General features: G+C 70.4%; 11 protein-coding genes. 9 read left to right on the top strand and 2 right to left on the bottom strand.

What is annotated here, in order from left to right:
• Nucleotides 1-43: 43 nt before the first annotated feature.
• The 7 genes from ABEA24_RS20035 (at nucleotide 44) to ABEA24_RS20065 (ending at nucleotide 7,351) form a co-directional block, all read left to right on the top strand.
• Nucleotides 44-484: an ester cyclase gene (locus tag ABEA24_RS20035; RefSeq protein WP_345432459.1), complete on the top strand. Its 441-nt coding sequence runs from the start codon at nucleotides 44-46 to the stop codon at nucleotides 482-484.
• 70 nt (nucleotides 485-554) lie between these two features.
• Nucleotides 555-1,361: a cupin domain-containing protein gene (locus tag ABEA24_RS20040; RefSeq protein WP_345432460.1), complete on the top strand. Its 807-nt coding sequence runs from the start codon at nucleotides 555-557 to the stop codon at nucleotides 1,359-1,361.
• Complete coding sequence (locus ABEA24_RS20045; RefSeq protein ID WP_345432461.1) at nucleotides 1,361-1,801, top strand: ester cyclase; 441 nt, start codon at nucleotides 1,361-1,363, stop codon at nucleotides 1,799-1,801. The genes ABEA24_RS20040 and ABEA24_RS20045 overlap by 1 nt, the downstream gene beginning before the upstream one ends.
• Before the next feature lie 358 nt (nucleotides 1,802-2,159).
• Complete coding sequence (locus tag ABEA24_RS20050) at nucleotides 2,160-3,467, top strand: cation:proton antiporter domain-containing protein (RefSeq protein ID WP_345432462.1); 1,308 nt, start codon at nucleotides 2,160-2,162, stop codon at nucleotides 3,465-3,467.
• 31 nt (nucleotides 3,468-3,498) lie between these two features.
• Nucleotides 3,499-5,181 carry an NAD(P)/FAD-dependent oxidoreductase gene (locus ABEA24_RS20055; protein ID WP_345432463.1) on the top strand — a complete coding sequence of 561 codons (1,683 nt, stop codon included), beginning with the start codon at nucleotides 3,499-3,501 and terminating at the stop codon, nucleotides 5,179-5,181.
• 90 nt (nucleotides 5,182-5,271) lie between these two features.
• Entirely contained in the window at nucleotides 5,272-5,742 is a 471-nt protein-coding gene (locus ABEA24_RS20060) for an SRPBCC family protein (RefSeq protein ID WP_345432464.1), read from the top strand.
• On the top strand, nucleotides 5,735-7,351 hold the full coding sequence (locus ABEA24_RS20065) for an FAD-dependent monooxygenase (protein ID WP_345432465.1): 1,617 nt from the start codon (nucleotides 5,735-5,737) through the stop codon (nucleotides 7,349-7,351). The genes ABEA24_RS20060 and ABEA24_RS20065 overlap by 8 nt, the downstream gene beginning before the upstream one ends.
• A 127-nt stretch (nucleotides 7,352-7,478) precedes the next feature.
• Here the strand turns inward: ABEA24_RS20065 and ABEA24_RS20070 are convergent, their stop codons facing one another.
• Nucleotides 7,479-9,236, bottom strand: coding sequence for a CocE/NonD family hydrolase (locus ABEA24_RS20070; protein WP_345432466.1), 1,758 nt, complete (start codon nucleotides 9,234-9,236; stop codon nucleotides 7,479-7,481).
• Between the two features lie 581 nt (nucleotides 9,237-9,817).
• Here ABEA24_RS20070 and ABEA24_RS20075 point away from each other — a divergent pair.
• Both ABEA24_RS20075 and ABEA24_RS20080 read left to right on the top strand, forming a co-directional pair.
• Nucleotides 9,818-10,498 (top strand): LuxR C-terminal-related transcriptional regulator, encoded by a 681-nt coding sequence (locus ABEA24_RS20075; protein WP_345432775.1) that lies wholly within the window; start codon nucleotides 9,818-9,820, stop codon nucleotides 10,496-10,498.
• Between the two features lie 159 nt (nucleotides 10,499-10,657).
• On the top strand, nucleotides 10,658-12,076 hold the full coding sequence (locus ABEA24_RS20080) for a purine-cytosine permease family protein (protein WP_345432467.1): 1,419 nt from the start codon (nucleotides 10,658-10,660) through the stop codon (nucleotides 12,074-12,076).
• Between the two features lie 25 nt (nucleotides 12,077-12,101).
• Here ABEA24_RS20080 and ABEA24_RS20085 read toward each other — a convergent pair whose 3' ends face one another.
• Nucleotides 12,102-12,572, bottom strand: coding sequence for a MarR family winged helix-turn-helix transcriptional regulator (locus ABEA24_RS20085; RefSeq protein ID WP_345432468.1), 471 nt, complete (start codon nucleotides 12,570-12,572; stop codon nucleotides 12,102-12,104).

A 12,572-nucleotide genomic window follows, 5' to 3' on the forward strand; every position in this document is an offset into this window, starting at 1 on the left:
AGCGACCTTTCGACCCTCAGCGATTTCCGCAACCGAAGGAGGAATGGTGGTCGACGCCGCCCTCAGCGAGAAGAACAAGCAGATCGTCCTGACCGCGATGACGCTGCTCACCGGAGAGAACGCCGACAAGCTCGACGAGCTCTTCCACCCCGACTACCGCGACCACAACGCGCCGCCCGGTGCCACGCAGGGCAACAAGCGCGTCCTGGAGGTCGCCGCCCAGGTCCTCATGACCTTCCCCGACCTCCGGTACGACGTCGAGGCGGCGATCGCCGAGGACGACCTCGTGTCGCTGCGGCTGGTCATGCGCGGCACGCACAAGGGGCCGCTCATGGGCATGGGCCTGCCGGCCACCGGCAAGGAGGTCGCGGTCAAGCACCTGCACATGATCCGCGTCGTCGACGGCCGGATCAGCGACCACTGGGCCGTCCGTGACGACCTGACCATGATGCGCCAGCTGGGCGTCATCCCCGACCCCGCCTGACCTCCCGGGCCGGGCGGCGGGCCGTCGTCCCGCCGCCCGGGCCTCTCACAGACGACAAGGAGCCTGACCAATGACGTTGGCGCCCCCGAAGCTGGTGATCCGGGACGAGGTCGACCCCGTCCGCTGGATGGGCGAGCAGGGCCGTTTCCTGCTCCGCAAGGAGGACACCGGCGGCCTCTACACCTTCATGGAGATCACCACGCCGCCGAACGGCGGCCCGCCGCTGCACATCCACGACACCGAGGACGAGGCCTTCTTCGTGACCGAGGGCAAGTACGAGATCCGGGTCGACGGGGAGCTCCACGTCGCGACGCCCGGCACCCTCGCGTACGGGCCGCGCGGGGTCTCCCACCAGTTCCGCAACATCTCCGACGGCCCCTCGCGGATGCTCGTCATCGTCACGCCCGGCGGGGTCGAGGACTTCTTCATCGGGCTGAGCGAGCTGCTGCGCGACGGGCGCCGCCCGGAGTGGGAGGAGATGGTGGCGCACGCCACCAAGCACAACGTGCGGGGCTTCCGCCCGATGGGCGGCCCGCCCGCCGGCATGCCGGGCGGCCCGGGCGTGGGCGTGCAGGGTGGTCCGCCCGTCGGCATGCCGGGTGGCATGGGCGTGGGTGCGCCGGGCAGTCCGTCCGTAAGCGTGCCGGGTGGCCCCGGTACGGGTGCGCCGGGTGGATCGGGTGCGGGCGTGCCGGGTGGTCCGGGCGCGGGTTTGCCGGGAGGGCGGGGCGCGGGTCTGCCGGGCGGTCCGCCCACAGGCGCGCCGGGTGGCCCAGGTGCGGCTGTGCCCGGCGGTCCGGGCGCGGGTGTGCCGGGTGGTCCGGGCGCGGGCGGGCCGGGAACGGGAACGTCGGGCGTACGTGGGTCGGCGAGCTGATGGGTGCGACCGTCGGCCTGGACGTCCAGGAGGCGAACAAGGAGCTCGCCCGCCGCTGGTTCCGGGAGGGCTGGGAACGGGGCAACGTTGACGTCGCCGACCAGATCTTCGCCCCGGACCTCCTGCTGCGCGGCCGCAGGGTCGGGCCGGACGGCCCGAAGCGGAGCGTGCGGCACCGGCGGGCGGCCTTCGCCGACATGAGCGTTCACATCGATCTCCAGGTCGCCGAGGGCGACCTGGTGGTCACCCACTTCACGACGCACGCGCGGCACGTCGGCGAGTTCTGCGGCGTGCCGCCCACGGGCCGCGTCGTCACGGCGAGCGGCATCGTGATCTGGAAGGTACGGGACGGCCGCGTGGTCGAGGACCGCAACGCCTTCGACCGGTGGGCGGTCGTGTCGCAGATCGACCCCGTCCTGACCTACGCGCGCGCCGACTGACCCGTCCGGACCCGCGCGCGCCGACTGACCAGCCCGCCCTGATCTACGCGCGCCGACCGACCCGTCCGTCCCGACCGTCCGTCCCGACCGTCCGTCCCGACCGTCCGTCCCGACCGACCGTCCGTCCCGACCGACCGTCCGTCCCGACCCGTCCGTCCCGACCCGTGCGGGCTGTCCCGCACGGGCGGAGTGCCGGGCCGGCGCTCCGTCGGGAGACGGCGGCCTGTCGAGGGGCGCCGAGCCCATCCCCTCCTGGCCGGCGCTCCGTCGGCAGAGGCGGCCCGTCGACGGCCGCCGAGCCCGTCCGCTCCGGCCGGCCCGGCCGCGTACGCCGGCGTCCCTCTAGGTGAGGTCCTGAATGGAAAGCCTTGCTCAGCACTCTGACCTGATCCTCGCGGCCGTGATGGCCGACATCGCCATCGTCCTGATCGCCGGGAGCGTGCTCGGCAGGGTGGCCCGGTACCTCCGGCAGCCGCCGGTGATCGGAGAGATCGTCGCCGGGATCGCGCTCGGCCCGAGCCTGCTCGGCCTGCTGCCCGGCGACCTGACGCACCGCCTGTTCCCGGTCGCCGCGCGGCCGTTCCTCTCCGCGGTCGCCCAGGTCGGTCTGCTCGTCTTCATGTTCGGGATCGGCTGGGAGTTCGACAAGAAGCTGCTGCGGGGGCGGGGCCGCACCGCCGCGGCGGTGTCGCTCAGCTCGATCGTGCTGGCCTTCGCCCTGGGTTTCGGCCTGGCGGCGTTGCTGTACCCCCACCACTCCTACTTCGGCGGTCACCACATCTCGTTCGTCGCGTTCGCGCTGTTCATGGGCGCGGCGATGTCGATCACGGCGTTCCCGGTGCTGGCCCGGATCCTGGCCGAGCACCGGATGATGGCGACCTCGGTCGGAGCGCTCGCGCTGGCGAGCGCGGCTGTGGACGACGTGCTGGCCTGGTGCATACTCGCCCTGGTCGCGGCGATCGTCACCGCGAGCGGCCCGGGCGACCTGCTGCAGATCGGGCTGCTGGCGGTGCTCTACGTGGCCGTGATGGCCCTCGTCGTGCGCCCGCTGCTCGCCGCCGTCGTCCGCAGGTGGGCCCATGACCGGGTGCCGCGCCGGCTGATCGTCGTCATCGTCGCCGGCCTGTTCCTGTCCTCGTACGCCACGACGTGGATCGGCATCCACGCGATCTTCGGTGCCTTCGCCTTCGGGTTCATCATGCCGCGCGAGCCGATGAAGGTCCTGCGCGACGGCGTGAAGCAGCCGCTCGACCACATCAGCATGGTCCTGCTCCCCGTCTTCTTCATCGTCACCGGCCTGGGCGTCGACATCGGCGCCATCTCCGGATACGGCTACCTCGAGCTCGCGGGCATCATCCTGGTGGCCTGCGCGGGCAAGCTGGTGGGCGCGGCGACGCCGGGCCTGCTGGCGGGGATGCGCTGGCGCGACGCCGGCACCTTGGGCGTGCTGATGAACACGCGGGGCCTGACCGAGCTGGTCATCCTCAACGCCGGGGTGAGCCTCGGGGTCCTCGACCCGCGGATGTTCACGATGATGGTCCTGATGGCGCTGGTGACCACCGCGATGACCGGCCCGCTCCTGCCGAACGCCCCACTCCGTGCCGACGAACCCGTCCCGGTCGGGACGCCCGAGTCGCGCATGGCCGGGAGCGGCACCCGGGTCTAGACGATTCAACGCCAATTCTGCGGAGGAGACCATGCCATACGCGCGGAGCCGCGACAGGGGCCCGTACGACGTCATCATCCTCGGGTCGGGCATCGCCGGCTCGGTGCTGGGGTCCGTCCTCGCCCGGAACGGCGCGAGCGTGCTGCTCGTCGACGCCGGGGTCCACCCGAGGTTCGCGGTGGGGGAGTCCACCACGCTCTACACGCTCAAGGCGATGCGGCTCCTGGCCGCGCGGTACGGCGTGCCCGAACTGGAGCCGATCACGTCGTACGAGGACTGCATCGAGACGATCGGCCCGACGTCCGGCACGAAGCGGCACTTCGGCTTCATGCTGCACCACGAGGGCGAGGAGCCGGACCCGGCCGAGACGAACCAGTTCAGCCCGCCGTCGAAGGCCCTGCAGACGAGCCATCTGCACCGCCAGGACAGCGACTCCTACCTCTTCCACACGGCGATCGGGTACGGCTGCGTCGCGCGGCAGGGGTTCCGGGTGACCGACATCGACCTGGGCGAGGACGAGGTCACGATCACCGGCCCGGGAGGCGAGCGCCACACGGGCCGTTACCTCGTCGACGCCAGCGGGTTCCGGTCGCCGATCGCGGACAAGCTGGGGCTGCGGGCCGATCCGTCGGCGCTCAAGCACCACTCCCGGTCCCTGTTCACCCACATGCTGGACGTCCGGCCCACCGACGAGTGCCTGACGATGGACGGCCGGGACATGCCGCCCATCCCGTGGGTGCAGGGCACGATGCACCACATGTTCGACCGCGGCTGGTTCTGGGTCATCCCGTTCAACAACGACCCGCGCTCGAAGAACCCCCTCGTCAGCGTCGGCCTCACCCTCGACGAGCGGATGTACCCCAAGCCGGACGACATGTCGCCCGAGGAGGACTTCTACCGTCACGCGAGCCGCTTCCCGGCCGTGGAGCGGATCTTCGCCGACGCCCGGACCGTACGGCCGTGGGTGTCCACCGGCCGGCTGCAGTACACCTCGACGCGGACGGTCGGCCACCGCTGGTGCCTGATGTCGCACGCGGCCGGCTTCATCGACCCGCTGTTCTCGCGGGGCCTCACCAACACGATGGAGGTGATCAACTCCCTCGCGTGGCGGCTGCTCGCGGCGCTGAAGGACGATGACTTCTCCGTCGAGCGCTTCGAGTACGTCGAGCGGCTCCAGCAGGGGCTCATCCGGCACAACGACGAGCTGGTCAACTGCTCGTTCATCGGATTCACCTCCTACGAGCTGTGGAACGCCGTCTACCGGGTGTGGTGCGCCGCCGAGGTGCCCATCAACCTGCGGTTCGACCGCTACATCGAGCGGTTCCGGAGCACGGGCGACGACGACGTTCTCAAGGCGATGGAGGACGCCCCGTACCCGGGCCTGCTCATGCCGGATCTGCACGGGTACGCCGCGCTCTGGCGCGAGATGGTGGACGTCTGCGAGGCCGTCGACCGCGGCGAGCGGGAGTCCGCCGAGGCGGGACGGCACCTGCTTCAGCGGATCATCGGCTCCGACGCGGTGCTGCGCGGCATCGGGATCGAGCGGCCCGAGCGGCGCTTCCTGTTCCCGGACGGGCTCGAGCTGAAGCGCATGGCCCGGTGGCTCGCCGCCGACGCGCCGGCGGAGATGCGCTACCTCACTCGCGGCGTCGACGACCGAGGGCGCCCGGTGACGGAGGCCGTGGCCAAGGAGGAACTCGCCATCCCGGGCTGAGGACTCTCCCTCCTCGGCGGCCCCGTTGACGCACTCGGTCACGGTCGTACATCGTTACTTTGCTAACTATCTCTACTCCGAGGAGGAGACATGGACGAGGTGACGATCTGGATCGGCGCGCGCCCGGAGGCCGTCTGGGAGCTCGTGGCCGACATCACCCGCTACGGCGAGTGGAGCCCGGAGAACCAGGGCGGCCGCTGGTCCGGAGACCCTGGCCACGGCGCCCGGTTCACCGGCGCGAACCGCAAGGGGATCATGCGGTGGTCGACCCACTGCGAGGTCATCGAGTACGACCGGCCGCGCCGCTTCGCCTTCGAGGTGACCGAGTCGCGGATGCGCTGGGGCTACCGGCTCGAGTCGCAGAACGGCGGGACCCGCGTCACCGAATGGAACGCCCCCGTCGGCCGGCCGCCGCTGCCGATCCGGATCGTCGAGGCCACCGGCCTCCTGGGCCGCGACCGCCGGCAGGTGCGGCTCGACGGCATGCGGCAGACGCTTCACAAGATCAAGGACGCGGCGGAGAACGGCCGTGCCCGACCACAGGAGGAGAGACATGAGTGACGAACGGGCGCCCGTACTGATCGTGGGTGGCGGCCTGTCCGGATTGACCACGGCGCTGTTCCTCGCCTGGCGGGGTGTCCAGCCGATCCTGGTCGAACGCCACCCCGGGCCGTCGTTCCACCCCCGCGCGCACCGGGTCAACGAGCGGACGATGGAGCTGATGCGCGCGGTGCCCGGCCTGGAGGACGCGCTCGTCGACGCGGGACCGTGGGCGATCGAGGACTTCGCCATGGTGATCGGCGCGACCGTCACCGGGCCGGAGTTCCACCGGATGAACCTCGCGGAGGAGGCCGAGGCCGTCATCGACGGCGAGATCACGCCGGTACGCGTGAGCAGCGCCGGGCAGGACCAGATCGAGCCGGTGCTGCTGAAGTTCGCCAAGGAGCAGGGCGCCGACGTGCGGTTCGGCACCGAGCTGGTCTCCTTCCGGCAGGACGACGACGGTGTCGCGGCGATCATCCGCGACCGTACGTCCGGCGCGGAGACCACCGTCCGCGCGGACTACCTGGTCGCCGCCGACGGCCATCGAAGCACGATCCGCGAGGGCCTGGGCATCGGGACCCACGGCGTGGGCACGCTGTCGCACAACATCAACGTCACCTTCGAGTCCGACGCGCTGCCCAGGCTCATGAAGGGCAAGGAGGCGACCCTCTACTACCTGCGCAACCCCAAGTTCACCGGGTCCTACATCGGCACGCACATCCCCGAGCGCGGCAGCGTCTCCTTCGACTACGACCCGGTGAAGGAGTCGCCCGACGGCTTCGACGCGGCCAAGTGCCTCCAGCGGGTGCGCGCCGCCTTCGGCGTCTGGAACCTCGAGGCCACGATCGTGGAGACCCTGCCCTGGGAGATGGCCTCCCGGGTGGCCGACCGCCTCCGGGACGGGCGGATCTTCATCATCGGCGACGCCGCGCACCAGATGACGCCGGCCGGCGGGCTCGGCGGCCAGACCGCCATGCAGGACGGCTACGACATCGCCTGGAAGCTGGCGGCCGTCCTCCAGAACGAGGCCGGTCCCGGGCTCCTCGACACGTACGAGGAGGAACGGGCACCCGTCGCCGAGGTCACCGTCGCCCGTACGGTCGTCAACTACCTCGAACGCCTGGCCCCGCACCGGACCGACATCCCCCGCGACGTCAAGGCCGACAACATCGGCGTCACCATCGGCTACCGGTACCGCTCGCGCGCCATCCTCACCGAGGAGCCCGACGACGGCCTGCCGACGGAGAACCCCCGCGAGCCGAGCGGCCGCCCGGGGACGCGCGGCGCCCACGTCGTCCTCGAACGCGACGGCGCGCGGCTGTCCACCATCGACCTGTCCGGCGCGGGCTTCGTCCTCCTCGCCGGGCCCGACGGGACGGCCTGGACGCAGGCGGCGGGGGACCTCGCCGCGCCCCTCATCGCCCACCGCGTCGGCGGAGACCTGCACGACGTCGAGGGCCGCTGGCAGGAGCGGTACGGCGTCGGCCCGAGCGGCGCGGTGCTGCTGCGCCCGGACGGCTACATCGCCTGGCGCTCGGCCGACGCCGTCGCCGAGCCGAAGGCCGTGCTGGACGGCGTGCTCAGGCGCGTCCGCTGCGAGCCGACGAGCGAGCGGAGTGGTCGGTGAGGTACGAGCCGGCCGCGAAGCGAGTGAGGAGGCGAGCGCGGCAGTGAGCTCGCAGCGGACCTGACCTCCGCCATGAGCGAGGCCCTTCCCCCGGTGGCCGGGGGAAGGGCCTTCTTCGTGTGCGGGCTCAGGCGATGGGGAGCTCCAGGCGCGGAGGGTGCGCGGCGTCGTGGTGCACCTGGTAGTGCGCCACCCGGGGCTCCTCCAGGCCGGCCGGCTTACCGGTGTGGGGGTTCTTGCCGAGCAGCACGGAGTGGGCGTTGCGGACCGTCAGGCGCAGCCGCGACCCCTCGGCCAGCGTGCGGGTGATGAAGCGGAAGCCGTTCAGGTCCAGGTCGAACGGCTCCCCGGGCTCGACGAAGACGGGCTGTTCCGGCAGGGCGCGGAAGCGCAGCCGCAGCAGGTCCGAGGACAGGAACACCACGGTGCCGTCGCCGCGCACCTCGTGCAGGAGGACCATCAGGTCCGCGTCCGGCACGTCCAGGGTGAGCCGCAGGCTCAGCCGCGGCCGCCCGACCACCCGTACGCGGTCCGCCAGCGGGGAGGTGTGGTAGACGACGCCGTCGCGGCCCAGGTCGGTGGTGAAGACGGCGTTGGTCGGGTCGTGGCCGGAGGAGGTGAGGAACAGGCTGTTGAAGGTGCGCGGGACGGTCGGGACGTCGCGGTGCTCGTCCGGCCGCTTCAGCAGCTCCAGCCGGATCGTGTGATCGTCCGCCGGGTCCGCCGTGAAGGTGTAGTCCGGGCCGGCCTCCGGCTCGGCGCGCAGCGCTCCCGAGTGGAAGACCTCCCCCGAGCCGGTGCCCGGCACGAGGAAGTACGTCCGGGCCTGTCCCGCGACGTCGTCCAGGGAGGCGCCGCCGCGCCACTCCTCGTCACCGGTCTGGAAGTAGACGACGGGGTCGGTCAGCAGGGCCGGCTTCTCGCCGTCCTTCATCGTCCAGGCGTACCACTGGGCGCGCAGCTCCCTGAGGTCCACCGAGGCCTCCGGGCCGAACCGCAGCTCGCCGACGCGGGGCTCGCCGGTCTCGGTGCCGTAGTGGTCCCACGGCCCGATGAGCAGGTGGGATCGCGCCCTGGTGCTCTCACTCGCGTGGTCGAGCAGCCGCTGGTGGTGGTACAGCGCGCCGAGCTGCGAGTCGTCGTACATGCCGGTGATCGACAGTACGGACACGTCGGCGCCGCGCAGCGCCTCCTCGGACGGGATGAGGAACTCCATCCACGGGTTGCCCGGGTAGATCTGGTCCTCCATGCCCTCGTAGGGGTCCGACGGGAAGCCGAGCTGCTCGCGGATGGACGCCTCGGACTCGTTCTTGCGCCAGGCGTCGGCCAGCAGGTCGTGCCAGGCGCCGGTCTCGCGGAACGCCGACCAGTGCGGGGCACGGCCGAGCGTCGCGGTGGCGTACACGAGGCCGTACAGCGACGGGATCCCGCCCCGGGGCTGGTCGAGGGCGCCCATCGGAGCGCCGGCCGGCACGATCGTCTTCAGGGACGGGGGGAGCTCGCCGAGCACCCGCCACTGGTTCCAGCCGGTGTAGGAGGAGCCGTGCATGCCCACCTGGCCGTCGCACCACGGCTGCTGGGCGACCCACTCGATGACGTCGAAACCGTCCTGGCCGTCGCGGATGAAGCCGAAGTACTCTCCCTCGGAGTCGCCGCGTCCCATCGCGTCGACCACGACGAAGGCGAATCCGCGCGCCGCGTAGAACACACCGTCGTCGTGCCGGGAGTCGCTCGTGTAGGGGTTGAGCTCCACGATCGCCGGGACCGGCTCGGCCTTCTTGGGCAGGTAGGCGATCCCGCTGAGGAACTGGCCGTCCTCGGTCGGGATCCGCAGCCCGAACGTGAACCGTACGTTCTCGGCGTCGGTCGGCGTTCGCCGCGTCATGCTTCGGACGTCCACTCTGATGTCCCTTCCGCTGTACGTGGGTGGCTCTCCGCCCACGTGTCATGAGGGAGCCGGCCTCGGCCCGTACGGAGCCGGTCGGGGCGCATGACGGACGTGCGCGGTGACCTTAAACGCGATAAGCCTATGTAAAACAACGAATTAATACCTCCGTCGAAATACGGATTGTGGATCGTAGCCTTTTTGGCGAGAGGTCGTACTTTCGGAGTAGCGGTGATCATTACTCACCGTCACTGTCGCCGGCTTCGCTGCGTCGCCGGGCGTCCGTCATGTAATTTTTACCAGGGCGCTTGGATGACGTGCGTGTTACAGGACTTCGGCCCGTAGCATTAATTGCACGTACCGTGCCTATTCGACGCTCTGTAGTATCTCGGAAGTCGCTGGAAGGCGGGCATATGGTGACTCACCGTCAGGGATATGACTCGCCGTGAAGCCCATGTTCGAGGATGTAACGATCCATTGACAGTGCCTCCGTGGCTATGTTTTCTGACATCAGGCCCAGTCCCATGGCTGGCAATATGGGGGCCAGAGTGTCGGAGGGGATAATGCCGCGGGTCTTGTTGGTGGACGACCGGCCGCTCTCGCTGGCCGGTCTGCGATCGATCCTGATGGGAGAGCGCGATGTCACAGTGGTCGGTGAGGCTTGTGAGGCTGAGGAGGCGCTCAGGCTGACGAAGGCCCTGAGTCCGGAGGTCGTGGTGATCGACGCGCTGTCCCACCAGATCGACGCCGTCGGGCTGGCGGCCGCCATGGCCGACGAATACGGGCCGGACGTGCCGGGAGTCATGCTTCTCGCGGACACGCCGGACATCCGACTCATCGAGGCATTCCGCAACGGCGTCCGGGCGCTGCTGCTTAAGAATTCAAGCTCCGAAGATCTGATCGCCGCGCTGCATATGGTCGCGGCGGGATACGTTCTGATGGCACCTACGGCCGGAACGTCATGCACCGCCTTTCAGAACACCATGATCGACTTGGACGACACGGCGGTCAAGGAGAAGTTGGCGGGCCTGACGGCTCGGGAGCGCGACGTGCTCGATCTCGTCGCACGTGGCCTCAGCAATTCAGAAATATCCGAAACGCTCTCGGTCAGCGAGAGCACGGTCAAGTCACATGTCCGCAGCACGCTCGCGAAACTCGGGCTGCGCAACCGCGTGCAGTTGGTGATACTCGCCTACCGCCTCGGCCTCGCCCGGCCGCGGCAGGCCGGGCTGATCGCCGTTGCCGCCGAGCCGGTGGGCTGATCGCGAATTCTCTCGTTCGGAATGGGCGCCGGGAGATGGTCGGGCGGGGTGGCCCCGGACACCCCGCCCGCCCGGCGAGCCGACCCCTGGTCTCGGATCTCAGACGGTTCGTGGGAAAGGGTTCTTGCGGGGCGCCGGCTGGGGCGTGAGGGTGCCCACATGGCAAAACAGGAGGTCAGCGGAGGCGCACGAGCCGCCGGAGGGCATCCGGAGGGCGGCGCCCTCGGGGTCGAGCGGCGATCCATCGACTTCGTCCCACCCGAGGAGCGGCACGGGTCGGTGCGGAGCCTGTTCACCGTGTGGTTCGGGGCGAACATGCAGGTGACCACGGCGGTCACGGGTGCGCTCGGAGTGATCCTGGGGCTGCCGTTGCCCTGGGCGATCGTCGCCCTCACCCTCGGCAACCTGCTCGGCGCGGTCTTCATGGCGCTGCACTCGGCGCAGGGACCGAAGCTCGGCATCCCGCAGATGATCCAGAGCCGTGCGCAGTTCGGGTTCTACGGCGCGATCGTGCCCCTGCTGCTCGTCGTGCTGATGTACGTCGGGTTCTTCGCGACCAGCGCGGTGCTCGGCGGTTCGGCGCTCGCGGGCTGGTGGGGGATCGGCCGCACGCCCGCCACGATCATCGTGTCCGCGTTGTGCACCGTGCTCGCCGCCTACGGGTACCGGCTCATCCACCAGTACGAGCGGTGGATCAGTCTGATCGCGGCGGTCGGGTTCCTCTACCTGACGTACCACCTGCTGACCGGGCACCACGTGGGCCGGGTCTGGCACTCCGGGCACGTCGGGGCGGGTACGTTCCTGCTGGTCATGGCGATCGCCGCGACCTGGCAGATCACGTACGCGCCGTACGTCGCGGACTACTCGCGTTACCTGCCGGAGACGACCTCGGTACGGGCGGCGTTCTGGTGGACCTACGCCGGAAGCGTGATCGGCACGGTCTGGATGATGGCGTTCGGCAGCGTCTGCGCCGCCGTGGCGGCCAAGTCGTTCGAGGGCGGTTCGGTGTCGTTCGTCGTCGGCCTGGCCGGCCCGCACTGGGCGTTCTCGCTGATCATCGTGCTGGGCATCATCGCGGTGAACGTGCTGAACCTCTACGGCATGTTCATGTCGGCGACCACGACCCTGACGGCCCTGCGCCCGATGCGGATGAGCGGCGGCGTACGGCTCGGGTTCATCGTCGTGGCCGCCGTCGTCGGCACGGTCGTCGCGCTCGCCGCGAGCGCCGACTTCCTGCACAACTTCGAGAACTTCATCCTGTTCCTGGCGTACTTCCTGATCCCGTGGACGGCGATCAACCTGGTGGACTTCTACTTCGTCCGCAAGGAGCGCTACGACATCGACGCGATCTTCCGCCCGGACGGCGTCTACGGCGGGGTCAACTGGCGCACCATCGGCGCTTACGCCATCGGCGTCGCGGTGGAGGTGCCGTTCGTCAGCTCGTCCTTCTACACCGGGCCGTTCGTGAAGCACCTCGGCGGCGCGGACGTCTCCTGGGTCATCGGCCTGGTCGTGGCCTCGGTGCTCTACTACGTCTGGATGCGCCCGGTGGCCCGCCGCACCGGCGACGCCGCCTGACGGCGCGTCGTCGGCCGGGGCGTCGTCATCGGGTCAGCGCGGGCGAGGCCTGACCGGCGGGCGCGGCGGCGGTGGCCTGGTCCACGACGGACAGCAGCTCGATCAGGCGTCGGCGATCGCCGCCCGAGAGCGGCGCGAACAGATCCTCGCTGGCCTGCCGCCGGGCCTCGCGCATCCCTTCGCGTACCGCGAGGCCCATGTCGGTGAGGTGAAGGCGGATGGCGCGCCGGTTCTCCGGATCGACGGCACGATGGACCAGCCCGGCCTGCTCGAGCGCGTCGACCACGGTGGTGACCGAGCGGGGAACGATGCCGAGCCGCTCGGCCAGCTCCGTCATCCGCAGCGGCTCCTCGCTACGGGTGATCACCCGTAGCGCACGCTCCTGGGCCGGAGTGAGGCCGAGTGGGGCGAGCCGGGACAGCTGGGCCCGCCGCAGGCGCTTGGTCAGCCGCTGGAGCAGATCGGCCAGCTGCGCCGACGACTCCTCTTGATCCAT

The organism is Actinoallomurus vinaceus, assembly GCF_039542055.1.
Classification (GTDB): domain Bacteria; phylum Actinomycetota; class Actinomycetes; order Streptosporangiales; family Streptosporangiaceae; genus Actinoallomurus; species Actinoallomurus vinaceus.